We start from the raw sequence: 26513 nt of genomic DNA on the forward strand, positions 1-26513 counted from the left end.
CGCCATGTCCCAGGAAGAGCTCACCGTCGAAGCCCCTGCTCCCGTTCCGCGCCGCGATGTTTTCGCGGGGCGGCACGATGGCAGCGTGCTGCCGATCACAGGGCGCTTCACCCGCGACAGCTTCGACGAGCTCCTGATTTGGGCCGGTGAGCGGAAGGCGTCTGACATCACCTTCCAGACGAACGAGTTCGTGAAGGCGGAAATCGGCTCGGAGATCGTTCGGATCACCCAGCGCCCGCTGACCAACGACGAGATGGAGGACTTGGTCCGCTACGTCTACCAGACGCACGGCCCCGGCATGGTTCAGGCCGGCTACGATCTCGACCCCTCGCACGAGGTTCGAATCCACGGGCGTCAGATGCGCTACCGTGTCAACGTCACGGGCATCCGCATCCCGCAGTCCACCGGCTACCAGATCACGGTTCGCACGCTGCCGAGCCGGCCGATCCCGCTTGTCGATCTCAATGTCGAGCCGGAGATCATCCAGAACATGCGCCCTGGCCAGGGCCTTGTGCTCGTCACCGGCCCGACGGGCTCGGGTAAGTCGACGCTGCTGTCCTCGCTGATTGGCGACATCGTGTCGAAGCCCAACGCGAACGAGAAGGTGCTCGAATACTCGTCGCCGATCGAATACGTCTACGACGGCATCGTCGATCCCTCGGCCTCGGTCGCGCAAACGGAAGTCGGTCGGCACCTGCGGCCGCACGACGGCGGCGGGGAGGACACGCAGGAGAGCCTCTACGCCTACGCGGTCCGCAACGCGCTGCGCCGCAAGCCCACGATCATCCTGATCGGCGAGGCCCGCGACAAGGCCACGATCTCAGGCTGCGTCGAGGCTGCGCTCACAGGCCATCTCGTCTACTCGACGACGCACGTCATTGGCGTGCCGGAAACGCTTCGGCGCCTGGTCCAGCCGTTCCCGGCCGAGGCCAAGCGAGCGGTCGGCTACGATATCATGCAGTCGCTGCGCATGGTCGTGACCCAGCTGCTGTTCCCGCGGGTCGGTGGCGGCCGCATCGCCTGCCGAGAATTCATGATCTTCGACAGCGCCACGCGCAACGCCTTCCTCGGCAAGGATCCGGACGACTGGCCAGCGCTTGCTCGGAAGATGATGCTCGGCAAGCGAGCCGTGTCCCGGACCCTCTCGGAATCGACCTATCTCGCCTACCGCGAGGGCTTGCTGTCGCAGGAGCACTGGCACGCCCGCGTCCGCGCCGATCGGGAGGCTGCATGATGTCCACGAGCAATCGCCACATCACTTGCGAAGCCTGCAACGACACGGGTTATCGCACCGTCCATTTTTCCTGCGGGACGCCGTGGCGAACCGACTGTGACCAGTGTGTCGCGGGCCGCCTCGCGCGGGCAAGGCGTGCGCGCCCCGTTCGTTCTGGTGCCACCGCGAAACGGAGTTCGCCTCTCATGCAAGTCGCCCCCTTCGCCGAGCAGGTTCGTAACGCGCTTCGTCGCGAGCCGTCGATCGTCAGGATCCTCGAGGCTCAGGACAAGGCAGTGATCGCCGGCTGCGTCGAGGCCGCCCTGACGGGACGTGTTGTCGGTCAGAGGTCCCCCTGATGGCTCACTGGCGCGAAACATCGAAGCCGGCGCGCTTCTGGAAGGTCGACGCCCGCGCGGGCGTCTTCGTTCTTTTCACCCTGATCCACTTTCGGGTCTGGACGGTCACGCTGACGGCGGCGGTCCTGTTCCTGTTCTGGTTCCTTGAGCGACGCGGAATGTCGCTCGGATCTGCCTTCCGGGCCCTGCGGGCCTGGCTCATCGGGGATCACCGCCCCGCTCTCGGCCGCTTCAAGGAACGCGGCCGCATCGATTTCCAACGCCGCCCGGACTGAGGGCTAGAGAGGACACCATGGCCAAGAATCCCTTTCTCGTCGCCATCGACGACGGCTACGCCCAGATCAAGATTTTCGGCTCGCCGCTCGATGGCAGCGAGCCCATCCGGAAGGTATTTCGCACCTCCGTTCGCTCGGGGCGCCATCGCATCGCATCGATCGACGGCGGCGGCTTCGTCGACTGCTACCGCGCCGAAGAGGGTGACGAGTACACCGTCTCGGAGGAGGTCGAGTCCGAGAACACGCAGTTCGACAGCTTCCACACCTCGACGATGAACCGGGTGCTGGCACATCACGGCCTCGCGCTCGCTGGCTATCGCGATCGCAATGTCGAGCTGATCACCGGCCTGCCGGTTGCTGACTACTTCTCGCCGGACGGCGCGATCAACGAGGAGAAGATCCGCACGAAAACGGGCAACCTGCTGAAGGCGGTCACCTCGATCTCTCCCGAGACGAAGCTCGCCCGCGTCGTCGGGGCTGATATCGGCTGCCAGGCGGTCGCGGCTCTTTTCGACTACGCGCTCGATGACAATCTGAAGCCGCGGCCTGGTGTCGATATCAGCGGCCCGGTCGCGATCGTCGACATCGGCGGGCGCACCACCGACATCGCCGTCATCTCCGGCGGCAGCAAGATCGACACCAAGCGTTCTGGCACCTCGAACCTCGGTGTGCTGGACGTCTACAAGGGGCTGGAGCAGGCGCTGCACAAGAAGTTCGGCTTCCGCGACAGCCTGCCGATCAAAGATCTCGACCTGGCGATCCGCACGCACAAGATCCGCATGTGGAACAAGGTCGAGGAGATCGGAGACCTCGTGAAGGCGGCCGTGCGCGAGATCGAGACGCAGATCGAGCGTGAGGTCGAGCGCAAGCTGTCCTCGGCCGCGACGATGAACGCTGTCGTATTCGTCGGCGGCGGCGCCGCGCTCTTCCCGAACGCGCCCAAGCAGCTGCGAAACGGCGTCACCGTGGAAGACCCGGAGTTCGCCAATGCGCGCGGTCTGTGGAAGTCCGCGCGCCTCCAGCAGCGCAAGCAGGGCCGCAACGCGGCCTGATCGAGAAGGCAGTCTCTTGACCAAGCGGACCATCAACCGGAAGGCCCAGCGCGTCAGCGTCTACTTCTGGCCCAATGTCGACGACGACAAGGCGGTCCTTGAGCTCGCGCAAGCCCTGTCGGCCGCCGGCAGGACTTCCGACATCATGCGCCAGGCCATCAAGCGTGGCCTGCGTGCCATGATCGAGGCCGGCGACATGCCGCCGAGCCTGGTCGATCGTCTCAGCCTGAAGCGCCGGCTCAATGCTCGCGAGAAGACGGACGGGATCACCATCGTCCCGCTCCCGGCGAGCTACATGCCCGTGGCACAACCCCATCCGGCTGCAGCTCAGCCGGCTCCCGCGCCCTACGACGCCGTCTCGGTCGCGCCGACTGCGGAGCTCCCGCCCGAGCCTGCTTTCAACATGCTCGACAGCCTCGCGAACCTGATGCCGTCGAGCCGTGTCGAGCTCCCGCAGGACGCGGACACCTGATCTGTCTCGACGCCCTTCCGGGCGTTGAGACCCAGCACGAAATCCCCAGGAGAGACTGATGGCAGCCCGCAACGACCAGACCGGCGGAAGTCATACCGAAGCCACCGGCATCGTCGCGATCATCGTCATCTCGATGGTGCTGATCGGCATCTGGATGCTTGCCAAGCCCGCGATCATCTACCCGGCTTTCGCCATCAATTGGGTTCTGATCAAGCTCATCCAGCTGACGATGGGGCTCGGCCAGACCGGGCAGAACATCCTCGCCTTCATCGAGGCGACGCTGAAGGGCAATCAGGACCCCTGGCTGATCAGCTTTTCCGACTTCTACACCTTCAAGTCGCTGATCGGAGAGCGCGCGAAATACATCGTTGCGACCATCACCGGGTCTCTCGCCCTTGTGGTGATGTTCCGGATGAAAGGCGATGGGTTCAAGCGCAAGCTCAACTTGGTCACGCTAGCGCAAGACAATGCCCGCCATTGGCGCACGGCGCTCTTTAGCGCTCGCTTCGATCCGAAGAAGCCCTGGACGGAGATGGCGCCTCAGCGCAAGCCCCACGACTGGCTCCTGGAGCGGAACATCGAGGTCGTCGACCGCAAGGTGAAGGATTACGCCAAGGCCGAGCAGGCGTTCATCGAACAGCTCGGTCTGCCGTGGCAGGGGATCGACAATCTCCCGCTCTACATGCAGTGCCTGGTCGCTATTATCGGGGCCCATTTCCATCTGCGCGGCAGCTCGGAGGCCGAGAAGCTTCGCGGCGACATCACCTACGTCTACGTCACCAAGGAAGGGGAGCAGCGGGACGAGGCGCTGAAGCTGCTGATCGACCCCTATCTGAAGAACCCGAAGATCCGCGAGCTCGTTGCCGAGCACACCGCGAACCATGCGTGGACCTCGACCGCGCTGATCCACCTGCTTTTCAAGGCCCGCGACGGCGCCGGCGTTCTGGCGACGAGCGATTTCCTTTGGCTGAAGCCGATCGATCGGAGCCTTTATTACGTCCTGAACAACGTCGGACGGCGCAAATTCCACATCGAGGGCGCAGGCGCGATCTCGCACTATTGGCACGAGAATATCGCCCGCAAGCCGATCAGCGAACCCAAAGTCGGCAAGGCCGTCGAGGGGATCACCCACTACATGGGTGAACGAGGCGTGGATGAGCTCAAGGTTCCGACCAAAAAGGAGTTGAACGCCCGCTCGTAGGGCGTCACCAAGGATAGATAGTGCGATCCTTCGGGTCGCGTCCGAATCGAACGGAGTCGCCGGTGTCCACCTCTCAGATCATCGAGCATGTCGCGGGCCAGCGCCTGACCATCATCGAGGCCGACGGCCTTCCGGCAGTGTTCTCGGTCTCCGGCGCCGACGGCCAGTGGGCCGTCGTTAAGAGCAAGGCCGGCGCCGAACAAAACGTCTTCAGCGGGCCTTCCGAGGCGGAGGCCGGCAAGACGCTCGATGGCATAGCGACGTTCCACGGTGCCTCGGTCGCATCGCAGAGCACCGAAAACACGCAGCCCTCGGTCTCGATTGCCCAGCCGCTGAGAACCGCCCGCTTCCCTCTGAAGGCGTCGACGGTGCTGCCCTGGGCTGCTGTGCTGATGCTCGGTGGCGTCCTGATTGCTGATCGCGTCATGCCCCGACAGTCTGCCGCTATTGCGGTCGCGACGGCGCCCGAGGTCATGACCCAGGCCAGCGAGCCCCTGCAGCAGCTTCCGGCCACCATTGCCCGGGTCAAGACGCCGGCGCCGGCCATCCCCCCGCTTCCCGGTCAGCCGGCCGCTGCGACCGCTCCCGAAAAGCCCACAGAGCCTGCAAAGGCCGCGGCCGATGGAAAGATCGATACCCAGACGGTCGTCGACAGCGCTCGCAAGCTGGTCGCCGAGAAGGGCGCCGAGGGTGCGAGCGGCGAGATGCAGCAGCTCCAGGCGGTGCTCGACCTCCTGAACAGTAACGAGAAGCTCACGCCGGAGCTGATCCGCAACGTGCCCCACGACCTCGCACAGAAGCTCAAGGAGGCGGGCGTCGTCGCGAGCCCTGAGGAGGCGGCTGCGGCAGCCAAGGCGCGCGGCCAGAAGGAGCTTCGCATTGTCCGCCTCGACAGCCTGACCCTCGACAGGATGCGCGACAAGGACGGCGTCTCGACGGTCCCAGAGGCCGGCACCTGGGCGCTGACCAACAATTCGGTCGTGATCCCGCTTCCAGGCGGCGGCGACATCCGCCGCCCGGATGACCTGAAAACCTTCCACCTGGAGCCGTGAGCCTACCATGTCACCCATCCAGTTCCTGGTCTTCCTGGCGATGATCGGTATCGGCTTCTTCTCAGTCTCGTCAGCACATGAGTTCGGAAGCCTGATGCGGCTCGGGAAGATCGCCTCGCCGGAGGCCATCGTTCACTTCCTGACGGCCGCAGCCGGGCTTGCCTGCATTACCGGCGGCTGCCGCTGGTTCCTGAAGCGCCTCTGAGGGCAACCGCGCATCTTCCCCTCTGGAAGACGTCGTTGAGCCCCTCAGCGCCTTCCAGCAGCTCTCAGCGGGCCACCGCCCCCTCGAACCGGACGCCTCCTACCGGAGCAGCTTTCTGGATCCGGGCGAAAACGAATCGTCGTTACCGGATAGTCCGTCTTCGACATTTCGCCCCGCATATGGCCGTCGATCCCGTAAAAGGCTCATCACATGAGGTACGCCGCTAACCCATGACCAAGGCACTCGCACCCCTCCTCGCGTCATTTTCGACACTCCTCACGCTCATCTGGTGGGCCGAAGGCGATGTCCGCGAACGAGCGATCTACGCTGTGGTTGGCATTGGGGTCGTCGTCGTCGGGTTGACGATCCACTTCGTGATTTCGGCCACTAAGCCGAATGAGATCGAGGATATCGGGGAAGGGCCCCGTGCCCGCCATGCGCGACGGCCATCATCCTCCGGCCGTACCCGCCCGCTGGCACCCTCCAGCTCCGATGGCGGCGCTCCTGTGACCTTCATGGCCTCCGATGGCTTCAGCGACTGCGGATCGGGCGGCTCCGATGGCGGCAGCTGTGGCGGCGGCGACGCCTGATACCCTGCCGCAGAACCGGCCCCTCGGGATCTGATCTGATCGCCATGGACACCATGGCTCCTCATGAGCATTGAGCCGAGGTCGAGGCGCTCCACCCGCGCGTCGCGATAATGCCATTTCGCGTAGAAAAATCCGTGTCACTCGCAGATTTCGACGACCCTCTGGCAGCCTCGCACAGCGCATCCTAGAGCTCGACCCACCCTTCGCTACCTGCCACAAAAGCCCCTCCAAAACGCCTTCCCATGGGGTTTTCATGGCGTTTTCTGCTGTGCACACCCTGTGCACCTGCAGTGCGCGTGCAGTGCAGGTGCAGTGCACCGCACTTTTCCCGAAGGCGACCTCAGGGCCGTTCGATCAGAGACCCGGATGGCCTTCATGGAGGGGGCTGAATAAAGGCGCTCCACCATGGCGAAGGCTACCATGAAGAGCGGCTCACTCATGGCGATCTGCGTCATCACCGGCCGATCGCAACCGGGCGGCGACTCGATCGTTGACTTGGCCTGGGGCGAGACCTGGCGGAAGCTTTGCGATGGCTGTCGCAGCTCAGGTTTCAGCGATGATGACACGGTAGCGCGCGCCGATCATGCGAAATGGAAGTGTGGAAGCGAAAAAATGCGATTTGCAAGGAAGAGCAAGCTAAGCCCGTTTAGCTTGTTCGATGAAATCGCCGGCATCGACACTGGCTATGGCGTCAAGATTGAAGCACGATGAGACCCGTCTGATGCGCCCTCTGCCCGAACTGACAGACGTCGACGACCCGGCCCTGCCGCTTATCCAGCAGTGGGCTGGATCCTCAGACGACGCGGTGATCCTCACACCTGATGAGGGCGCGCGCGAGAAGGTGCTTTGCGATTGCAGGTTACGACGCGATCGGTGCTCGGCGCGGTCGCCTACGAGACCGGCGGCATCTTGGTCGATGCCGGCCGCATCCGCCTGTTCGGCGCAGGAAGCGAGCGCTCACTTCTGACGGTCAACGAGGCGATCGATGGATTCGGAGATGTGGTGTTCGTCGCCAATGACGTGCTCGGCGGCATCTTCGCGCTGAACGGAGCGCGCTTTGGGCCAGCAGATCTCGGGCAGATCTTCCATCTGGCAGCCGACAGTGTCGCCTGGTCCTGCCTCGATATCGGTTACGCGGATTTCGTCGCCTGGTGCCTGACTGGCGACCGCGACGCACTCTATGATCGGTTCGCCCGGCTTCCGGCTTTCAGGGAGCCTGCGCCTGCCATCTCGATGGCTTGGTCGTTCTACCCGTTCCTCTGGACGAAAGAGGCGGGGGCTGCGCCGCCGGCGGCCCGGGTCGTGGCGGCGGATGAGGTTATGCGGCTCCGGATTGAGTTCTCCGGTTTCGAGATCGAGTCGGATGGCCCCTAAGCCGGCCGCGCCTGTCACATCGCCATTTCAGCCTGCGGCGCCGGCGCGAAGCGGGCTTCGAGCAGGGCCTGCGCCTCGGCGCTGACGTCGACAGCCAGGGGAGTGAAGTCGACAACAACATCCTCGCAGATTCGCGCGACGGCCTCGATACCTGTGCCCTTGCGCCGACGGAAGACAGCCAGATCGGTGCAGGAATCGGAGGGATCGAGATTGAGTTCTGTACGCAGCACCTGGCGCTCCGCCTCGCTGAAGGGCTTCATCCAGACACCGTTTTCGTCGCCCGCGACGACGGTCGCGACGCGAATCTCGCGGCGGTCTTCCGCCGGCGCCTGCACCCAGGCGCGGCGCAGGCCGTCAGTGCTGGTGAAGGCGCGGACGTGATCGACCTGGTGATGACGATTGAGGCCGGCGGCCGCATCTTCTGACGCCTTCCTCTCCGCGTCCTGGCCGCCATAGTAGCGGGTCGCGAACGTCGCGCCGACGGGGAAGGTTTCCGATGGGCCGGTCTCACGAAGGACGACGATGTGCTCGCGGCACACGGCGCGACGCTGGGTGGGTTCGTCAGCCTTCTGGCGCGTCTGGATCAGGAATGCGCGTTGCATATCGGGCTCCAATTCGGTCTCTGTGAGGACGATCAGATCGGAGCTCGAAAGTCACAAACCTACATCCCGGGCCGGCGTTCCTGAGGCTCGAACTGCGCCAGAGCCTCTTCGGCCTCCGCTTCGATCTCGGCAAGCTTTGCGCGCTCGTCAAAGAGGGCCTGGAGCTCCTCGCGCTTCTTGGCGATGTTCTCCTCGACCCGCAGCAGGTTGTTCGATGCAGCGATTGTCCCGGCTTCGGCAAAGGTGCGTGCGTTCTCCAGGGCAGCCGTTTCGACGGCCCCGCGCATCACTTCAAGCAGCTCACGAGATGTCCCGGCAGGGGCTTCTTCGTAGACGCGGTCGCTGCGCATTCCCTTGAAGGTGAAACGGGAGTTCGGCATCTCATTGCGGCCGGTGATCCCATCCTTCGTCATGACGAAGTGCTCGCTGCCGGTGACGGGAATCCCGCGGATCACGACGCCATCGTCATTCTCGACCCGGACATAGGCTTCGTTGCTGGCGATCGGCGTGACCTTTACCCGGCCCTTCGCGGTCTGGATCAGTAGCGGCTCGACCGTGTTGCGGAATTCGCGGGGCATCAGATTCTCCTTGCTTCCGGCAAGGTGGCGTGAGCCTCCGCATCCGACAATGGCCATTCTGGCTTGCAGCGCTGGATCGTAGGCTCCTTGCCGAACAGGGAGTCGAACACATGGCCAAGATCGTCGCCTGGGCGGACCACCGCTCCGCTGTCTTCGGACGGCGCAAGCGCGCCCGTCAGGAGCGCTGGCAGTTCATGCGCTCTTCGACCCCGGTTGAGATCCCGGTTGCCGAGGGTAACCCCATAAAGGCGCTGGAGCTGCAGTACGAGCGCCACACGGGTGAATGGGGCAAATCCCCGAAGCAGACTGTCTCGATCACTTTCGAAGGGCTCGATGGCGCCCTCCGCCGCGCCATGCGGCTTCAGGATCAGCGCCCGGTCACGCCCGACCTGCTTCACGACCCCAATGCATGGAGGTTCGAGAAATTCTGGCCCTTCGAGAAGCCGGTCGACCTCAAGGGCGACATTCTGCCCGATGAGGCCGTAGCGATCGCTCAGATGGCCGACATCTCGCGAGACGGGCGGGAATGGCAGCAGGCGAGGGCGGTTCGTGTCGCATCCGACCTGATGATGCGCGAGGGCAATCTCTGGAAGAGAGATCCCGAACCAGTCTGGCGAGTTGAGATGGTCGCCGGCAGGGGCGTTGTGGACTATGGGCGCGCCAACACGACGAAGACTGGCGCTTTCATCTTCCGGATCGACCAGCAGGCCGCGGCAAACGATCTCGCAAAGCAGCTCACGCTGAAAGGACGCCCCAAACTCAACTCGATGCGCCTGGCTCATGTCGACCCGGCCTACCTCACGGTCCCGGAAGCGGGCGCGACGCTCGAAACTGCGGCAATGGCGCTGCGCTCGAACCTTCGCAGGCTCATGAGCCACAAGAAGGTCGCCGAGGAGCTCAAGCCCTTCGAGCAGTCCCTGGTGAGCGCCTGGGCCAGCGGCGACACCGCAGATGTGATCGCCGCGCTTCAGACGCTCCTGCGGGTGTATGACGGCGTCTACGACCCTCGCTACGACGAGCGGAACGCGCATTCACCGTCCGAGGCTCTGTGCAGCTGGAGTGTCCTGCTGCAGATCGGGCTGGAGGCCAATCTCATCCCGTCGGCGCTCCCCGGCGAGACAACCATCGGTCGGCTCGATGAGGTTGCAGACGACGGCTTGGCCGAGCTCGGCATGGACCTGTGAAGGCCCGTCCACGGATTCCTTCATCAGACGGCGAGTTTGGTCTTCGAGATGGGCGGCGGTGACGGTAGCGTCCATGGATCGTCTGTTGGTTCTTGGTAAACGTCATGCCCTTCCTGGATTCTGCTACCCCGCAAGCCTCCCTCGCCGCGCTCATTCGCGCGGTCGAGTCAGCCCCTCAGGATTTCTCGGGCGGCGACTTCAACCAGGCGCTGGAGTTGGCTACGCTGGCGGCCGGCGCGTTCGGGCTCCGAGACGATGCATTCCGCTCGAACCTTCATCGCGCGCTCGCAGGCAACCTGATCTCCGCGACCAACCTGATGAGGGCGCTCCTCCCGAAAGGGAGCTGGTATCGCCTCGAAGGTCGGGACGATGCGATCGTCTGTTCGATCCACGATACCTCAGGTGCCACCCTCTCGGTCGGAGGCCATCTCGGCAACCCGGCGCTGGCCTTGTCACTCGCGACCTTCAAGGCGGTGAATATCGAAGCGGTCGCCCCGGCTCGCGTTGAGAAGCGCGTCCTGATGCCGGCACCCGTGTCAACACCGCCGCTCTCGAATGCCACCCCTCCAATCTCCGCCGCTCCGCCGACTGCAGATGGTCCGGCTCGTCCAGCTTCGGGTCCTGCCCCGCACGATCTCGGGCGCGTGGCCCCGGAGGTTCCTACGGCCAGCGCCGGCATTGTCGAGCAAATGGCCGCGCTCGAAGCCCTGCTTGGCCAGGATTTCGAGCAACGCCGCGCTTCCTGGCTCGCCTGAGGTGAGTACGATGACGCTTTCTTTCGAGGAGGCCAGGGCCGAGCATGCCCGCCTTGGCGCCGAGCTAGCTCGGCACGATGCGCTGTATCACGGCAATGACGCGCCGCTGATCACGGACGAGGCCTACGACGCGCTGCGGCGTAGCTTCAATGCACTGGAAGCGACCCATCCCGAGCTCGCCAACCTAACGTCTCCGGCACGCGCCGTCGGCGCGCCGGCCTCGACCGCGTTCGAACCGGTCCCGTATGCCGTGCCGATGCTGTCTCTCGGCAATCTGTTCGAGGAATCAGAGGTCGCCGAGTTTCTCGGCCGCATCGACCGCGGGCTTCGTCATCAATCCTCCGAGATGGTCGGCGAGCTCAAGATCGACGGCCTCTCTCTCTCGCTCAGATACGAGCGCGGCCTGCTCGTCCGCGCCTCCACGCGGGGCGATGGCTCGGTCGGCGAAGACGTCACAGCGAATGCCCGCACCATCGCTGATATTCCGCACCAGCTCCACGGCTCCGCGCCGGAGCTGCTCGAAGTCCGCGGAGAGGCCTTCATGACACGCGCCGATTTTGAGGCGCTCAATGCGCAGCAGGAGGCTGCCGGCAAGAAGACCTTCGCCAACCCTCGCAACGCGGCCGCTGGCAGCATTCGCCAGTCGCGAGAGGTCACGAAACGTCCCCTGCGCTTCTTCGCCTACAGCTGGGGTGAGGTGAGCGAAGAAGGTCTTCTCGCCACCCATCTCGACATGGTCCGCTCGTTTCGCGCGCTCGGCCTGCCGACGGCGCCGGAGACCTATCGCCTCGTCGGCGCCGAGCAGCTGATCGGCTACTATCGCCATATCGCCAAGGCGCGCGCGACACTCCCCTTCGACATCGACGGCGTCGTCTACAAGGTCAACGACCTCGCGGCGCGCGAGGTGCTCGGCTTCGTCTCGCGCGCGCCTCGCTGGGCAATCGCCCACAAATTCCCGGCAGAGCAGGTCACGACGATCCTGCGCGACATCGAGATCCAGGTGGGGCGCACTGGCGCCCTGACACCAGTCGCGCGCCTCGAACCGGTCATCGTCGGCGGCGTCGAAGTCAGCAACGCTACGCTTCACAACGAGGCTGAGATCCAGCGAAAGGACCTGAGGGTGGGCGACACCGTGGTCCTGCAGCGAGCTGGGGACGTCATCCCGCAGATCGTCGACCGGGTGCTGGAGAACCGCCCCGCCGGCAGCAAGCCCTACGTCTTCCCGAGCCACTGTCCGGTCTGCGGCAGCGCGGCCGAGCGTGAGGCCGATGTCGGGGACCAGGGCGGCGCAGTACGCCGCTGCACCGGCGGTCTCCTTTGCGAGGCGCAGGCGGTCGAAGGCCTGTTGCATCTCGTGTCGCGAGAGGCGCTGGACATCGATGGGCTCGGAGAGAAGCAGGTCTCTTTCCTTTTCGAGACCGGTCGCATCCGGACACCGGCGGACATCTTCCGCCTCGAAACGACCGATGCCTCGCGCGGAGATCCCCTGCATCGGTGTGAGGGCTTCGGCACGGTCTCCGTTCGCAAGCTCTTCGACTCGATCGCTTCGAAGCGGAAGTCGCCGCTCGAACGAATGATCTACGGGCTCGGCATCCGCCATGTCGGCCGCACGAACGCGCTGCGCCTCGCGCGCCATTTCGGCTCCTACCAGGCCTTCCTTGACGGGGCGTCGAGCTCCGAAGGCCGCGCCCGGCTCTACGGGGTCGAGGGTGTCGGCGATGCGGCGATCTCCTCGCTCTCGCGCTATTTCTCAGACCCGGCGAGCGCCGCGATCGCCATCGATCTCGGAAGCGTCGTCGAGGCAATTCCGTTGAAAGTCGCCCGGACTGACACGCCGGTTTCTGGCAAAACGGTCGTCTTCACTGGCACGCTCCAGCGCATGACGCGCGACCAGGCGAAGGCAGGAGCCGAAGAGCTCGGCGCCAAGGTCTCCGGATCGGTATCGAAGAAAACGAGCTACGTCGTCGCGGGCCCAGGCGCCGGCGACAAGCTGGAGAAGGCCGAGGCGCTCGGCGTCCCGGTGTTGACGGAAGATGCTTGGCTCGCGTTGATCGCTGATGCCGGCCCAGCCGCCGCAGAAGGATCCGAGGCATGAATTTCATCGACGAGCTCGGCCGCGCCATCGATCCAGAGGCGTTCGATACAGACCTCTTCAGCGTTCCCCTCGAAAAGGGTCAGGAACTAGCTGCGCGCCGGCAGAAGATCCTCACAGGCCTGACCACGGGCTTCGCCAGGCTCGATGAGCACTACAAGGTGGTGCAGCTCCCTGTCGCCGCGCATACGGGCGATTTCTACGAAATTGACGGCTATCGCGCCGGCAAGGGTCAGCATCTCGCCCTCAATGCAAAACGATTGGGAGAGTTCATGGTGACCCTCCTAAAAATGAAGGGCGATCTGGTCTCGGTCCACTGCCTTTCTCCAAATCACAGGAACGCACACGTCATGGCCATCGTGAAGCTTCATCCCGACCGAAAGGCCGAATTCGAGGCCGCCACGAACTTGGTCCTGAACGAGCCGACGCGGATCGCCCTCGCGTGACGATCCCGGCCAGCAGACCAACGCCTGTCGAGGCAGTCCAATAGATGGGCGCATCATTCGGCCATGGCTTCCGACTGCTGCCCGGTGTTGAAGCCGAAGAGTTCTTCGCACGCTTCCGGGGACAAGGCGATCAGCTAGCTTGCAAGCTGACGGCGGCTCGGCTCGCGCAACTTGCCCAGGCCACCGCTGATGACCGTTTTCTCGGTCGCGACCCGAAAACTTCCCCATCGCCCATCGAGCTCGCGATCGCACACATGAGGTCTCGGTACGAACAGTGCCAGGTTACGAAGCGGCGCGAGCCCGAGGACGATGTCCAGTGCGAAGCGTCCTATGTCGAGCGCGAAGGGCGCACATACGTTCTGCTCCACGCCGAGATGACGGACTATCACGACCTGCTGGCCGCGACCGATGGCATCGAGCGCTGGCCCTGGTACGATGCGGACAGCCCGCCCTCGGGTGTCTCCTGCGCGGAGTGGGACCGCCGGCGCGACGTTTGGTTCGAGATCATGAAGATCCATGGGTGGTCGATGCCGGGCGTCTTCAGACTCCTTGACGCTCTTCCCGAGGTCTCGGCTCACGACATCGTCGCGGCGGTGCCGAGCCTCGATCGACGTGCCCGCAGGGTTGCCTTGCCAAAATTGGTGGCCCGGCGTTGCGAAACACCTCCGAAGGACATGAGCGCTGCCATCGAAGCCGTTATCGAGGCGTCCAGCTGGATCAACGAAACCGAGGAGGGGCAGAAAGCCCTTAAGGCCGAAATTGCCTCAGTTGCCACACAGCTCGCTCGATCGACCTTTGGTCTCGACGGCGTCCCGGGGGAGAGCACAATGGATGCCGGCCATGTCCAACATGGACGCTGAGGTTTTCCGTGCGGCGTTCGAAGCGCACACGTCTGACCGGGTTCGCGGCGAGCCGAACTTCTTCACTCGCAGAATGGCTATCCTGCTGGCCGATATGGACGGAACGAAACCGCGCGACGCGGTCCTGCGCTGCGAGGCTCTCGGCCTGCTCAAAGCTGGCGCCTGGTCCTGGTTTGCCAGAAACGGAGGCATCACGGCCGCCCAGGTCGAGCAGGTGAGGATCGAAAGGATCGCCAGTGTCGCGTGAGAAGCTCCTATTCGACCACATCCCTCAGATGGCCGAGACCTTCGGTGAACCCTGCAGCAACTGCAATCTCTTCGACGGCCTCTGCCAGAAGGGGCACCGGACGAAGACCGTCGGCATCGCCACCGGGCACATCCCGGAAGCCTATGTGCGCCGCGTAGGCGGCTGCAGTGACCACGTCTTCCGAGAAGGCGACTGGTACGGCGAGGAGCCTGTCCGGCCGTTCAGTCGCGACTACGGAGGCACGAAGACCAATCTGTTGGCGTGACGATTTCGCCGCGCCTATATCAACGCAACCTCAAACGTGGCCCCGGTCGCTCCGGCCCTCGTGCCATGGTGATATCGAAGCCTTCAGGCAAGGGCTCCCGAGTTGGCCAAAAGGTCCCCTCGATCCAAAAGAGGGAGCCGCTGATGACCCGGTTGTACATCAGTCGGTAGAGGTTTTCGACGGTGACCTCGGTCTGATGGGGGTGAGACCTGTGAAGCTCGGGCGCCGACATGGGACGGCCCTCGTTCCGGATGATTTCAATCGCCTCTTCAACAAGGCGCTTATTGAATTGGCGCGAGTGATTCTGGTTGATTGGCAAAGGTTTCCGGCCGTGATCAGGGACCTCAGGCTTCTTTCTTCGCGGGATCCCGATGCGATGCTCGCCATCACGCTCGATGAGCCAGCCTGAATCTCGCCAACGAGCGTCAGGGTTCCTATCTCGCGCTCCTCCAAAGCGGCGGCCGCCTCTTGGTGCCGAAGGCGCCCCAATCCACGGGTGCGATCGGTGCGCTATTCCGTCCCGCCTATTCTCATAGTAGCCTGATCTCAGTTCGTGGCTAAGCCACGCTGAACCACCTACTCGTCGAGCAGGACATCATGAAAATCGTCGTCATCGCGGACAAACCGTCCGCCATTCGAGAATGGGCGCATACGGCCCGCATTGTGTTTCCCGAAATTGATGTGGAACGATCACTTTCGCTGAAAATCCACCCCTACTATGAGCGCATCTTTGCGTTTCCCAAACACTTGAAAGCGTCTGACTTCCCGTTTTCGGGGGCGCCGTCCTTCAACACCATCGATCTCGGCGCGCGCTCCGCGTATCACGGGACCCATGGCGAAATCAGCTCGCACAAGGTCGCTGATTTCGATGGAACGCCAATTCCGATAGGACATTCGGAGATCTTGGCTCGGCTTCGTGAAGCCGACGTGATCATCGACGGGGTCGATGCTTGGCCTTCTGACCAAGCGATGTTCGATTTGGTTTGGAACCAGGTATTCGGTGACGGCTCCGAGGATAAGATCGCGGCACCCTTTCTTACGAGCTATTCCTCCGACGCAATGGTCGCGGCGCTTGCCGTCGCGAGCCGGGAGCGCGGCAGATCTCGGGTCGCCCACCTCGTTCGTTACGGCCGTTCAAAATGGCGCTTCCAATATGGTTTCACGATCAACGCCAACGCGGTCCTCAGGCCTCTCCAGCGGTCGGCTGGAGTCGCGTCCGACGCACCTCCGTTATCGCCCTTTTCGCTGCAACTTCTCTACGCGCTCAAGAATTCTGGACCGCTCTCTGAGAGCAAAATCGTTGAGCTGATGTCGTACTGGACCGGGTCCGGCCGGTATCCGCGTCAGCGTGAAGGTTTCACCCGAATGACCCAATTCGGTAGCCCCGCTTCGAGGTCACTCATCATCAGGAACCTTCAGCTGGCCCAGCTCGTGACCAGCGGAGCAACCGAGCCCGTCGAGGTCTCGCCGCTTGGCAACCGCCTTCTCGAACTGCTTCATCCCGATTGCCAGGATCCAGACCTATCCTTCAGGCTCGACGAGTGGTTCAAGCTTCCGGAGCTTGAGGCACAGGTGAAGGTCGATCGCTACCTGCGGACATTCTTCGGCAAGCAGATGCGGTTTCAGGGCGGTCTATCGATCGCCTAGCCCTCACCGCGTGGTCGTTTCCGGCAGCGACCACCCGCCGGGTGAAGCGTTAGTGCAGAGAGGCCCCTGCCGATCTCGCACGGCCTTCGATCTTCTCCCGCCGTTCCACCGTCCCAGGCTTGCCTGCCCGCAGGCGAACAGTGCTGTCGGCGCCCATCGCGTTCGCCGCCAGCACAGGCTCGACGGCCGCGAACATGGCGTCGGCACTCGGCCCGTAGACGTATACGCTAGCACCGGTCAGACCGCCGCGAACGTCCGGCCCAAGCATCAGGCCGAAGTCATGGCCGTCGACGATCCCGAGACCATCTAGCGCAGCAGCGAGCTCAGCCTCGAGGCTTGCGATGTCGGTCACGACGCGATCCGCATCCGGGAGAGACGAGCGTGGGATTTCGATGATTAGCGCGTGCTCGTTCTCGTCAGCCATGTTGAGGCTCGCTCTTGTTGCGGGCCCCTACATTCGCCTGCCGATGCCGAGTCGATCAATGGCAGATCTCTGGCGGGATGATCGGGGGAGGAGGGTGCGATCACGGCGATGTCGACGCAGCCGATTTTTCCGCGCCGACTAGGTTCAGCATCGGGGCTGTGAAAGCAGCCCACGAATAATCGTCAGCCCATCTCCGGAGCAGGCACAAGGGCCGGCGCCGGCGCCATCGAAGCGTAGAGTCGAGCCAGCATCTTGTCCTGCGTCTGGGCGATGCGCTGGAGCTTCGCGATCGCAGTCGGCGACAGGCGCATCATGTTGTCGACCCACGCCTCGCCGAGGTGCTGCAGCTCCTCCTTCATGTTGCCAGTCCGGCGATGGAAGGCGGAGAAGAGGGCAAGGCGCGCGGCGTGGATCGGCAGCGTATCCCGGGCGTACTTCTCGATCCAGTCGACACCGGTGCCGTTTGGCACGACCTCATCGAGACCGCCGGCCTCGAAGAACGCACGCGCGGTCAATTCGTCGCCCGAATGGAGCAGCTTCAACGCCGCGCTGTTGCCCATCTTGCGACCGAGCACCGCGATCGCCGTGATCGGGAAGTGGTTGAACTTGACTTCAGGGTAGCTGAAGGACGCCTGCTCTTCGGCGATCATCAGGTTGCAGGAGCGGGGCGCGTCGATCCCGCCTCCGATCGCCTTGGCATGGATCGTCGAGAGCGTGATCGTCAGCCCGCCCAGGCAGCTGGCGTTGCGCGCGGCGTCCTTGCCCGAGACCCGTGCGTATTCCAGCATTGCCGGTCGATCGTTCTTGGCCAGGCAGTCGAGATAGAAATCGAGATCGCCGCCGAGCGTGAAGATCGGGCCGCGTCCGCGGAAGGCGAGGAACCGCACAGGGCAGTCGAGGTAGCGCGTGCCCCACAGATCCATGATGGCCTGCTGCACCTTCCCGAGGCTGTTGAGCAGCTCGAAGGTGAAGATCGGCTTTGGCTCGGGAACGATGGTCACCCAGAGGAGGCTCAGATCGGTGACGAAATCGAGCTCGACCTGCGGCAGGTGTCCGGCGTGCTGACGGATCATTCCGACGACGTCCTCGGCGAGCTGCGCCGGATTGGCTGCGACGGACTTGAGCAAGGCTGACCCCCAGGCAAACATCGACCAACCGGGCGATTCCCAGCGATCCTCCCAAAGGATCGATTCCCCATTCCTATCCGTCAAGCTCGCACATGCGAAATGGCGCGTCTCCGTCCGAGGATTTCTTCGGAACCGCACAACAATCCTGTCAGCGCACGCCGCAGACGCACCTCGTTCGCACTCGCTGCGCCGTCAACATCACGAAATCCGTGGGCGAGCGACAAGGATAGCTCGCGACATTCAAGGATTGAGGCGAGCCTATCATGAATTGCGGCCACGAATCCTCGCGGCGCTTCATGACCGGGCTGAATCATGCGAGCTCTCGATCTCTTTTGCGGCGGCGGCCTTTCCTCGGTAGGCGCCCACGCTGCCGGCTTCACAACCGTCGCCGGCGTCGACTTCAATCAGCACGCTCTGTCGGCCTTCGCCGTGAACAATCCTCAGGCCCGCACCTATTGCGCGCGTGTCGAGGAAATCGACATCCCGGCCCTTTCCGACGAGATCGGACCGATCGACGCCATCATCGCAAGCCCGGCGTGCACCGATCACAGCCGCGCCAAGGGCAGTCGCCCCCGCGACCTGGTCAACATGGAGACAGCGCTTGCGGTGCTGCCCTATGCGCGTCGCATGCTTCCTCCGATCCTGGTGATCGAGAACGTTCGCGAGATGCGGAACTGGCGCGGCTATCCGGAGCTGCTGCAGGGTCTGCGCGACATCGGCTACGGGGTCTCAGAGCACCTTCTGGATGCCAGCGACTATGGCGTCCCGCAGACCCGCACGCGTGTCTTCATCGTCTGCCTGCTCGGGCGCGCGGCACCGCTAACGATACCAGCACTCCGCACCGGCCGCCCCACCGTGCTCTCGATCCTGGATCCGAAGGGGACTTGGAAGACGCGCCCTCTCGCAGAGAAGGTCAAGGCGACGCGCGATCGCGTCGAAAAGGCCTTCGAGGCTCTCGGCCACGACAAGTCGTTCCTGACTGTTTTCTACGGGAGCGATGGCCTCGGCTATCTCCCCCTGGATCGCCAGCTGCGGACGATTACCACGCTCGGCAGATTCGCGCTCGTGGAGCCCGGCCCAGATGGACACACGATCCGAATGCTCCAGATCCCGGAGTTGAAGCGCGCCATGGGCGTGCCGGAGACCTTCCACGCCGGCAGCGGATCGAAGCGCGAACAGATCCGCGTCATCGGCAACGGGGTCTGCGCGCCGGTGATGGAGGCTATCCTGACACACTGCCGGGATCTGATCCGACCAGCGCTTGCCGCGTAGCTGGTGACTTTCAAGGTCATGATCCAAACCGCTCCTCAAGGAGATTGGATCATGACCAAGAACACCGGGCCCTACTGGGGCGATCAGCTGCAGCTCGACACCTGCGAGGATGCGCCTTTCGCAGGATACGCGCCCTTCCAGCTGCGGCCCGATCACGCTGGACTGCGACTGCTGTTCGGCTCGCACCGTGTTCGCGCCACGCGCATTCTCGTCCAGAACGGCCTGACGCCCAGGGCCTGGATCGAGTTCGAGGCAGGCGCCAGCGTCTGCCTTTCCGCTCTCGACGACGACTTTCTGGAAACCTTGTCCGCAACCGGCCGCTGCCACATCATCGCCCGGAGCGCGGATGACGACCGCTATTGGATCCCGGTTTGTGCCGGCCGGCACGGCCCGGCGCAGCATCGCCACGAGGCGAACTTGTCTGTCTTTGCGGTTCTGATGGCTGCAAGCTGACCCGCAGGCGCCCTCTCTGGGCCGGCGCGCTATCAACCTAGTCCGCCGTCCTGACGCTCGCAGCAAGCCGCTTGAAGCAGCCCGCTTCTTCCCAGACGGCCCGGTTGCCGACGACGTAGAAATTTTCTTTCGCCCTGGTAGCGGCCACGTTGAGCAGATTGACTTGCCCGCCCGCCCAACTCCGGGCACCGCCGTTCGCCGGCATCGGCGCCCCAAGCACCATGATGACGCTATCGGCCTCGCGCCCCTGAACGGTGTGAACCGTACCGATCCGCTCCTTCACCCACTCCGCGGGCTTTTCAGTCCATCGCCGGAGCGCTCCGGAGCGCAGAACAAGGTCGCGCAGCCGCTTCGACACCATGGTGAAGGGCGTCACGATGTAGAGGTCGAGCTCCTCCAGGCCGGCGCGATCAAGCCGCTGCAGCAGCTGCACCACCGCCTCGCCCTCGGCCGCGCACCATTTGTCCTCGGTGTGTGAGGAGCGAACGTCGACCCAATGCGACGGCCCGAGAATCTCGCGGATGTCCGAGGGCCGCGAGTGGACTGCATGAACCATCAGCCCTGCATAGGCGATCTCGTTCGAGATCGAGAACATGGGATTCGCACAGCGCCGATGCACGAGGAGAGGGAAGCCCACATCTACCGAGCCGTCGTCCTTCTCGAAGGTCGTGCCCCAGCGCGATGTCGTATCAGCCAGTGATTGCACGGACGACGCCGGCGCGCTCCATTTGTCGGAATCTATCCCGAAATCGCGACAGATCGCCTCCGTGAGCGCGGTCGGCAGCGAATTCACCGGTTCGATCTGCTGCGGATCGCCCACAATGATCGCGTTCTTCACCCGAGCTAAAGCACCCACGACCGCCTGCGGCGCAGCTTGACCGGCCTCGTCAACGAGCATCCACCCGAGCGCCTCGGCATCGAGGTGGCCGAGCATCCGCTCAGCCGACGCGAAGGTGGTCGACAACACCGGGACCACCAGGAATAAGCTCGACCAGAGATCCGGCATCATCGGGTTGATCTTCTCCGACCAGGCCAACCCGCCGCTGAAGGTCTGGAAGAAGACCTCCAGATTGTCTCGCAGCGGTCTCGCGGCGGCGTCGATGAAGGCCTTGTGGAGCGCCAGAGCGAGCTCGAAAACCTCGTCGCGCTTCCTGTGAAGCTCGTCGCTGATCCATGGCGAGTCGAGTTGGATCTCTTCTCGGCTGCGGGCAAAGAAGGCTGTGTTCAGAGCTCGGTCGCCGGCAAGCGCGAACATCTCCGAGACTTTCTCAGCCGACTGCCGGGCCGCTCGCTGGATTTCGTTGTAGCGAACCTGCGCGGCCTTCACGGCGAGCTCGGCATCCTGGGCGGATTTCATTGTTGAGGCCTGCGCTTCGACAGCCTTTAGCACCTCGTTGTGAGCGGCGATCGCCTGCTCGCTATATTCGAGGCTCTTGGACAGCCAGTCGCGGAAGGCCTTCGTGCGAAAGAGCTTCGCCAGAGGTCCAGGGCTCGTTTGCTCGAACAGTTTCTGAGCGCCTTCCAGCTGCTTCAATCGGGCCTGGTGCAGCGAGATCTGCTGCTGCCATTTCCCGGCGCCGGACGCCGCGTCAGCGTGCTTCGCCTCCGCCGCAGTGACCCCGGCCTCCGCCACTTCCAGGTCCTGCTTCAGCTCTTCGAACTTTCCGGAGCCCTGCCGGCCTTCCTCCAGCTTCGTCAGCAGCTTTGCGACCTCCAAATAGGCGAGGACGAAGCGCTCCCGCGCCACGCGCCACCGGTTAAGCGCCTCCGCATGATCGGCGGGAGGGTCCTCCCGCAGGACGATCTTCGGTCGACGCTTCAAAGCCTTGCCGGTTTTAGGGTCGGTGCCGTCGTCGATCAGCTGCCGGGTTCCCGATGCCTCGGCGAGATAGGTCCTGAGACCGTGGTCCTTTTCAAGCCAGGCGCGCTGGCGGAATGTCCGGCGATTGGCGGATTTACCCATCACCGCCGCGATCAGCCCCCAGGTGCTCTCGTCACCGGCGACATGGTCGCTCACGGTTTTGAAGTAGCGCATGCCGGGAGCATCGGTCGCAACAGCATTCAGCGAGGGGAGCTCTCGACTGACGTTCTCGACGGCAGCGTTGTTGGTAGAGGCCACGAGCATCTCGAAGCCGCGAAGGCTCGGGGCCAGCCGAGAAACCGTCAGGCGCACCTGCCCGGCCTTGTGGAAGGTGCCGCTCGTGAAAGCCTTGGCCGGATCGTCGAACTCGCACATCGCCTTGGCGCGCTCGACCACGAGCCCTGCGACCGCATCGCGGAGCAGCGTCGTCTTACCCGTCCCTGGCGGACCGTTGACCGGAAGAATGCCCGATGCCGAGGCCTTGCTGAGAGCGAGATTGACCGCGGCCTGCTGGAGCAGAACGAGCGGGTGACGTCCTTTCGACGGCCAGCGGCCCTTCGGCATCAGGATTGGCGAGAGCGTTGATGCGAGGACGTTGTCGTCCTTCAGGACGTCCTGACGCGCCGGCGGCGCCACCACGCCGAGATAGTGCTTCAGCGCGTTGGGCAGGTTCCCCCCGGCCTCAAGCTCGGCCGCCTCGGCCAAGTGCGTGAGGTAGAAGCTCCCGAGAAGCGGCGGCTCGGGCGGCTCCTTCGAAAACTCGAAGTGGTAGACGCGAATTGCGAAGGACGGCTTCACGACATGGGTCGGATGCAGACCGAGCTTGTCGACCAGCCAATCGAACGCGTCGGCGATCACCGCATAGGTCAGCGGCATGACCTGCAAATCTTCGTCTTTGGTGCGCAGCTTCTCGCCGAGCTGCGAAGCGAGTTCGCCCTCGGCCTTCAGCCAGCCGCCCAGTGCCGAGAGATCGCGATCGAGAGCCTTCGGGAGCCCCCAGGCGAAGCTCGAAATCGCGATCGGGAGCTCTTCCTGCGGCACGCCTTGCGCGTCGATCGTGACGGCGGCGATCGGCGCGAAGCCCTTGGCCTCTTGCCTATCCGCATTTTTGTCTTCGAAGGCTGTCAGCAGGGATTTGGTCGCCGAATCCATCCGGACGGACCCGAGGATCAGTTGGTAGAACAACTTGGTCTTCGGGCGCCCGTTGAGGAGGTATCCTTCGCCTTCGCCAGCCCAAGGCTCGCGCTTGTTGAAGTTGGCGATGCGCTTCTCGTCATCATCGGTGAGCGCCTTCGGGTACAGGTACGTCGTGGGCGACAGCACTTCGAGGGCGGTCCAGGCCGAGAGGATATCGGCTGGCTTGTCCCCGATCGCTCGCTTGGGTGTTAGCGTTCTCGATGGATCCGGTGCCCACGCGGCGACGTCCTTGGTGACCGGTTCGTCGTCTCGGCTCGCTGGCGAAGGCCTCCTGCTCGGCGGTGGGCGCGGGTTGAGGAGCGTTCTCGCGACAGGCGCAGGCTTGGCAACAGGCGGCTGCGGTCGGGGCTTCGGGAACGAGGTCTTCTCGCTTCCTGCGTCACGGCTTACGTCGCGGCCGGCGTCGCTGGTGGCGGGGGATCGTTTGTCGTCGGGACGGTAGGCCATCCCAGCAGGAGTAGGCGATTCCTGAGAAAGATCGATAGCGTTCAACGAGAAAAGGCAGCCAGATCCACTGACTGTGGCCTCATTCCTTGTGCCTTGGTCATCGAGAGATGAACAAAACGCCTGTCGGGAGCTTTGATGCTGCCTGCGTAACGATTCTCAGATATCTCAGAAGCCCGGCATCGGAGCGGCGTATTCGAGTTCCTCTTCGTGCGCCCCGACCGGCGCTTGCTCGGGCGGCGGGAGCGCCTCGAGGACGGGCTTGCGCTCCAGCAGCATGACCCGGTTGAGCTGCGTCCGGGGCCAGCCCTTGCGCTCGTCGTGCTTCTTCACCGTGCCGCGGATCAGCGCACGCTCCCCGCGCTCCATGGTGAAGGCAGCAGTGATGGTGACGAAGCAGTTACCGTCCTTGTCGGCCAGCTCGGTAAGGAAGATCTGCTCCATGCCGCTGCCCTTGAACTTCTTCGCCATGAAGGAGGTCCCGCCGCGGCATTCGACCTCGACCTCGATGCGGTCGCCGACCGTTCCGACATGCGTCGAGGTCGCGTAGAGCGCCTTTTCCTCGTCCTGACGCTGGAATGTGCTCTTCAGCGCTTCGAGCTGCTTCTCCGTAAGCCCGCCCCATTGTTGGCTCTTGACGATCAAATCCTGGACGAACTTGTCATCGCTGGCCTGCGCGCGCGCCCAGAGCTCCGGATTGGCGTCGACGAAGGCCTGGTGCCCAACGAGCGCGTTCGTCTCGCGCTCGACACGCTTGCTCTCACGGGTCGCGGCCGCCTTTCGCTGGCGTGCCTCCTTCGCTGAGATCTCCGCCTCGGTGTAGAGGCGAGCCTGGTCGAACACGACGCGCTCGCCATCGCATACCCGGCAGGGCCTGCGCTTGTTGAAGCGGAATCGGCCGGTGCCACCGCAGCTTCGGCAATCGACTTCGACCTCCCCGAACGGTTTGCTGTCGGGATCGGCAGTCTCGAAAACGCCACCGGTGTAACGCGTTCCATCCGCGAGGAACCAGGCCTCGCCGGCAAGCGTCGGATCGTCGGATTGTGCATCGTTCGTCATGGCGCGACCATCTCATGCGAGCATGCATGAAACGAACGGCGACTACGCGACCTCCAGCTCGCGCTCCTCGACGCCAGCCTCGGGCCCGGCGGGTTTCGGGATTTCAAGCCCGCGGCGCTGTAGCCAGGCCTTCGCCATCGCGGTGATGCGGCCCTCGTCCTGCTGGACGAATTCAACCTCGGCGTAAGGGTCGCTGATACCCTTGGCCTGCGCGGCCTTGAGCCCCATGAGTTCCATGATCGCCGGGTCGCTGCCAGAGTCGCAAAATGTGACGAACGAGTCGATGATTTCGGCCTCTTGACCGTCCCGATCCAGACGCCCCTCAAGCTGGTGGGTCACGGCGCGGCTCCACGGCAGCTCGCCGACGACGAGCGTGTTGCAGCAGGCCTGAAGCGAGTCGAGGCCGGCGCCCGACCCGAGCGAGATGATCAGCACACGGGAGTCCCCGCTGACGAACGCGTCTTCTGACGCATTCTTCTGCTTGGCGCCCTCGCTGCCGGTGTACAGAACAGGCTTGAAACGGGCGAGTTCGCGCTTCCAGATATCGATGACGTCGCGGTGCCATCCGGCGAGAACGACGCGCTCACGGCCAGATTCGAGCAGCATCGCGACGAGATCGGCGACACCCTTTGCCTTGGCAACGCCTGTCGACTGCCTCAGCAGCATATCCAGATCGCGAGCGGCCTTCCCTCGCTCCATGAAGGACCCCGACACCGTCTTGATCGCGAGAGTGCGTGCAAGCGCCTCGACGCGCTTCTCCTCGCCCTCGTCGTACGGCACCTCGATAGGAACGCGGTTGATGCGATCGCCCACGAGCGCATAAGCCAGCTCAGCACGAACTTCCTCGTCGGCCTTGGTCCGGCGCAGCATGAGATGATTTTCGCGAAGGAAGGCTCCAAGCGCGTCGGGATCGCGGACTTTCTGATCGCCGCCGCTGCACCACTCGCGAACGAACTCTTCGCGCGTCCCAAGCGGCTTGTCGTTGGGGAAGAGGAAGCTGATGATGTTGAAGATCTCGATGCCGTAGCCGAACACCGGGGTCGCACTGAGCCCCATCCGATACTCAGCCTTCTTCGAGAACTCCCAGCAGGCTTGCCCCTTGCTGGACTCCCGCCCGCGACGCAGCGACTGGATCTCGTCGTAGATGACGGTCTTGAACACCCCTTCCTTCGCGACAGGGCCCCATCCGAGGATGTTGCTGTAGCGGAAGATCACGACGTCGCAGTCGGTCGGCAGCGAATAGGGCTTGGTGCTGTCTACGACGTGGACACGCAGGTGCGTGGTTTCCTCTATGCGCCGCTTCCATTGCCGCACCAGATTGGGCTCGACCACAACGGCCGCAGGCAGGGCGCCGGGGTGCGTGGCTAGGAACGCCATCGCCGGGTGGGTTTTCCCGAGGCCGACGTCGTCCCCGAGCAAGAGGCCCTTCTTGATCCCGAGCAGGCTCATCGCCTTGCTCTGGTAGCGTCTGATCTCCACGCCCTCCTTCAAACCGGTGAGCGGACCTGGCTTCCAGTCGGGGAGCAGGATCTGTTCGCAGGCGTCCTTGAGTGCTTCGAATTCGCGATCCCGCTTTTCGAGGCGAGCCCGGTCCGCCTGAGACATCACCATCGGATAGCGCATCATAAACCAGACCAGCTCGCTGCACTGGGCCGGCTCGTCGTGGAAACGGAACGCGTCCGATCGTGCGACATCGATGCGGGAGAAGACGCGCTTGAGGCGGCCCACGACATGCGGCTCGACCTTGGTCAGCTCCCAGCGGCGAGCCTGGGGATTGAAGGCGGCCTCACCGTAGGTCCGGGTCATAGCCAACCCCTCCCGAGCGAGGCGACATAGCAGGGCTTGCCGTGGATCTCGGGCGGAAAGCCCATCGGCACGGCCGTCGCCAGCACGAGCGCCTTGATGCCGTCATGTTGACAGTAGCGCGCGCATTGATCGTAGATCCGGCGCTTCGCCCCCTTGATCTTCACCTCGACGGCGACGCCACTGATCATGAAGTCGACGATGTCGCCCGGCGCGAGGCGCACTTCGCGCTCGTGCTCGATCTCCTCCTTCACCAGACACTCGGCGATACGCGCCTGCAGGATTTTCTCATCCGTCAGGGGAAAGCGCCGTGCGTGGAAGAAGGCGACGATAGCTTCGGGGGACATTCTCAAATCAGTCCTTGTGGCCGAACCAGGTTCTGGATCACACTCGAAGGAATTCAG

Annotated in this window: 29 protein-coding genes and 1 pseudogene; 22 read left to right on the forward strand and 8 right to left on the reverse strand. The window is 63.8% G+C overall.

Annotated elements, in window-relative coordinates:
- Positions 1–4: 4 nt before the first annotated feature.
- The 11 genes and pseudogenes from ACODTJ_RS21320 to ACODTJ_RS21370 all read left to right on the forward strand — a co-directional run.
- Positions 5–1234, forward strand: coding sequence for a type IV pilus twitching motility protein PilT (locus ACODTJ_RS21320; protein WP_488849917.1), 1230 nt, complete (start codon positions 5–7; stop codon positions 1232–1234).
- Positions 1235–1419: 185 nt separating this feature from the next.
- The gene (locus ACODTJ_RS21325) at positions 1420–1572 is read left to right on the forward strand and encodes a hypothetical protein (RefSeq protein WP_488849919.1); all 153 of its coding nucleotides are present in this window, start codon (positions 1420–1422) and stop codon (positions 1570–1572) included.
- Positions 1572–1847 carry an IcmT/TraK family protein gene (gene icmT, locus ACODTJ_RS21330; protein WP_173050648.1) on the forward strand — a complete coding sequence of 92 codons (276 nt, stop codon included), beginning with the start codon at positions 1572–1574 and terminating at the stop codon, positions 1845–1847. The genes ACODTJ_RS21325 and icmT overlap by 1 nt, the downstream gene beginning before the upstream one ends.
- Before the next feature lie 17 nt (positions 1848–1864).
- Positions 1865–2899, forward strand: coding sequence for a plasmid segregation protein ParM domain-containing protein (parM, locus tag ACODTJ_RS21335; protein WP_488849921.1), 1035 nt, complete (start codon positions 1865–1867; stop codon positions 2897–2899).
- A gap of 16 nt (positions 2900–2915) precedes the next feature.
- Complete coding sequence (locus tag ACODTJ_RS21340; protein WP_488849923.1) at positions 2916–3371, forward strand: hypothetical protein; 456 nt, start codon at positions 2916–2918, stop codon at positions 3369–3371.
- Between the two features lie 58 nt (positions 3372–3429).
- On the forward strand, positions 3430–4572 hold the full coding sequence (locus ACODTJ_RS21345) for a secretion/conjugation apparatus DotM-related subunit (RefSeq protein ID WP_488849925.1): 1143 nt from the start codon (positions 3430–3432) through the stop codon (positions 4570–4572).
- A 62-nt stretch (positions 4573–4634) separates the two neighbouring features.
- A complete protein-coding gene (locus ACODTJ_RS21350; protein ID WP_488849927.1) occupies positions 4635–5624 on the forward strand; it encodes a hypothetical protein in 990 nt (329 codons plus the stop codon).
- Positions 5625–5631: 7 nt separating this feature from the next.
- Positions 5632–5829 carry a hypothetical protein gene (locus ACODTJ_RS21355; RefSeq protein ID WP_488849929.1) on the forward strand — a complete coding sequence of 66 codons (198 nt, stop codon included), beginning with the start codon at positions 5632–5634 and terminating at the stop codon, positions 5827–5829.
- 230 nt (positions 5830–6059) lie between these two features.
- A complete protein-coding gene (locus ACODTJ_RS21360; RefSeq protein WP_488849931.1) occupies positions 6060–6419 on the forward strand; it encodes a hypothetical protein in 360 nt (119 codons plus the stop codon).
- 405 nt (positions 6420–6824) lie between these two features.
- Positions 6825–7130, forward strand: a complete 306-nt coding sequence (locus tag ACODTJ_RS21365) for a hypothetical protein (protein ID WP_488849933.1) — start codon at positions 6825–6827, stop codon at positions 7128–7130.
- 132 nt (positions 7131–7262) lie between these two features.
- Positions 7263–7793, forward strand: a pseudogene (locus ACODTJ_RS21370) (DUF2625 family protein); the annotation flags it as partial.
- Between the two features lie 14 nt (positions 7794–7807).
- On the opposite strand, the gene ACODTJ_RS21375 reads toward ACODTJ_RS21370, so the two are convergent.
- Both ACODTJ_RS21375 and ACODTJ_RS21380 read right to left on the reverse strand, forming a co-directional pair.
- Positions 7808–8395: a hypothetical protein gene (locus tag ACODTJ_RS21375; RefSeq protein ID WP_488849935.1), complete on the reverse strand. Its 588-nt coding sequence runs from the start codon at positions 8393–8395 to the stop codon at positions 7808–7810.
- 59 nt (positions 8396–8454) lie between these two features.
- Positions 8455–8973: a hypothetical protein gene (locus tag ACODTJ_RS21380; RefSeq protein WP_488849937.1), complete on the reverse strand. Its 519-nt coding sequence runs from the start codon at positions 8971–8973 to the stop codon at positions 8455–8457.
- Between the two features lie 110 nt (positions 8974–9083).
- Between ACODTJ_RS21380 and ACODTJ_RS21385 the strand changes: the two genes are divergently transcribed.
- The 9 genes from ACODTJ_RS21385 to ACODTJ_RS21425 all read left to right on the forward strand — a co-directional run bounded on the left by ACODTJ_RS21385 (position 9084) and on the right by ACODTJ_RS21425 (position 16469).
- The gene (locus tag ACODTJ_RS21385) at positions 9084–10157 is read left to right on the forward strand and encodes a hypothetical protein (RefSeq protein WP_488849939.1); all 1074 of its coding nucleotides are present in this window, start codon (positions 9084–9086) and stop codon (positions 10155–10157) included.
- A gap of 104 nt (positions 10158–10261) precedes the next feature.
- Positions 10262–10912, forward strand: coding sequence for a hypothetical protein (locus ACODTJ_RS21390; protein ID WP_488849941.1), 651 nt, complete (start codon positions 10262–10264; stop codon positions 10910–10912).
- Positions 10913–10922: 10 nt separating this feature from the next.
- Positions 10923–13007, forward strand: coding sequence for an NAD-dependent DNA ligase LigA (gene ligA / locus ACODTJ_RS21395; protein WP_488849943.1), 2085 nt, complete (start codon positions 10923–10925; stop codon positions 13005–13007).
- Complete coding sequence (locus ACODTJ_RS21400) at positions 13004–13450, forward strand: hypothetical protein (protein WP_488849945.1); 447 nt, start codon at positions 13004–13006, stop codon at positions 13448–13450. Before ligA ends, ACODTJ_RS21400 begins: the two co-directional genes overlap by 4 nt.
- A gap of 44 nt (positions 13451–13494) precedes the next feature.
- Complete coding sequence (locus ACODTJ_RS21405) at positions 13495–14310, forward strand: hypothetical protein (protein ID WP_488849947.1); 816 nt, start codon at positions 13495–13497, stop codon at positions 14308–14310.
- Positions 14291–14557: a hypothetical protein gene (locus ACODTJ_RS21410; protein WP_488849949.1), complete on the forward strand. Its 267-nt coding sequence runs from the start codon at positions 14291–14293 to the stop codon at positions 14555–14557. The genes ACODTJ_RS21405 and ACODTJ_RS21410 overlap by 20 nt, the downstream gene beginning before the upstream one ends.
- Positions 14547–14822 carry a hypothetical protein gene (locus tag ACODTJ_RS21415; protein WP_488849951.1) on the forward strand — a complete coding sequence of 92 codons (276 nt, stop codon included), beginning with the start codon at positions 14547–14549 and terminating at the stop codon, positions 14820–14822. Before ACODTJ_RS21410 ends, ACODTJ_RS21415 begins: the two co-directional genes overlap by 11 nt.
- 211 nt (positions 14823–15033) lie before the next feature.
- A complete protein-coding gene (locus ACODTJ_RS21420; RefSeq protein WP_488849953.1) occupies positions 15034–15231 on the forward strand; it encodes a hypothetical protein in 198 nt (65 codons plus the stop codon).
- Between the two features lie 188 nt (positions 15232–15419).
- Positions 15420–16469 carry a hypothetical protein gene (locus ACODTJ_RS21425; protein ID WP_488849955.1) on the forward strand — a complete coding sequence of 350 codons (1050 nt, stop codon included), beginning with the start codon at positions 15420–15422 and terminating at the stop codon, positions 16467–16469.
- Between the two features lie 49 nt (positions 16470–16518).
- Here the strand turns inward: ACODTJ_RS21425 and ACODTJ_RS21430 are convergent, their stop codons facing one another.
- Together ACODTJ_RS21430 and ACODTJ_RS21435 are read right to left on the reverse strand one after the other, a co-directional pair.
- Complete coding sequence (locus ACODTJ_RS21430) at positions 16519–16893, reverse strand: hypothetical protein (RefSeq protein ID WP_488849957.1); 375 nt, start codon at positions 16891–16893, stop codon at positions 16519–16521.
- A 182-nt stretch (positions 16894–17075) separates the two neighbouring features.
- The gene (locus ACODTJ_RS21435) at positions 17076–18020 is read right to left on the reverse strand and encodes an enoyl-CoA hydratase-related protein (RefSeq protein WP_488849959.1); all 945 of its coding nucleotides are present in this window, start codon (positions 18018–18020) and stop codon (positions 17076–17078) included.
- Positions 18021–18332: 312 nt separating this feature from the next.
- Here ACODTJ_RS21435 and ACODTJ_RS21440 point away from each other — a divergent pair, with 312 nt between their 5' ends.
- The gene (locus tag ACODTJ_RS21440; protein WP_488849961.1) at positions 18333–19292 is read left to right on the forward strand and encodes a DNA cytosine methyltransferase; all 960 of its coding nucleotides are present in this window, start codon (positions 18333–18335) and stop codon (positions 19290–19292) included.
- Between the two features lie 51 nt (positions 19293–19343).
- Entirely contained in the window at positions 19344–19745 is a 402-nt protein-coding gene (locus ACODTJ_RS21445; RefSeq protein ID WP_488849964.1) for a hypothetical protein, read from the forward strand.
- 37 nt (positions 19746–19782) lie between these two features.
- Here ACODTJ_RS21445 and ACODTJ_RS21450 read toward each other — a convergent pair whose 3' ends face one another.
- The 4 genes from ACODTJ_RS21450 to ACODTJ_RS21465 form a co-directional block, all read right to left on the reverse strand.
- Positions 19783–23250, reverse strand: coding sequence for a DEAD/DEAH box helicase (locus tag ACODTJ_RS21450; RefSeq protein ID WP_488849966.1), 3468 nt, complete (start codon positions 23248–23250; stop codon positions 19783–19785).
- A 165-nt stretch (positions 23251–23415) separates the two neighbouring features.
- Positions 23416–24306 carry a hypothetical protein gene (locus ACODTJ_RS21455; protein WP_488849968.1) on the reverse strand — a complete coding sequence of 297 codons (891 nt, stop codon included), beginning with the start codon at positions 24304–24306 and terminating at the stop codon, positions 23416–23418.
- Positions 24307–24348: 42 nt separating this feature from the next.
- On the reverse strand, positions 24349–26112 hold the full coding sequence (locus tag ACODTJ_RS21460) for an SNF2-related protein (RefSeq protein ID WP_488849970.1): 1764 nt from the start codon (positions 26110–26112) through the stop codon (positions 24349–24351).
- On the reverse strand, positions 26109–26456 hold the full coding sequence (locus ACODTJ_RS21465; RefSeq protein WP_173050701.1) for a hypothetical protein: 348 nt from the start codon (positions 26454–26456) through the stop codon (positions 26109–26111). Before ACODTJ_RS21465 ends, ACODTJ_RS21460 begins: the two co-directional genes overlap by 4 nt.
- Positions 26457–26513 lie beyond the last annotated feature (57 nt).

The organism is Allobosea sp. FG18 (genome assembly GCF_057809495.1).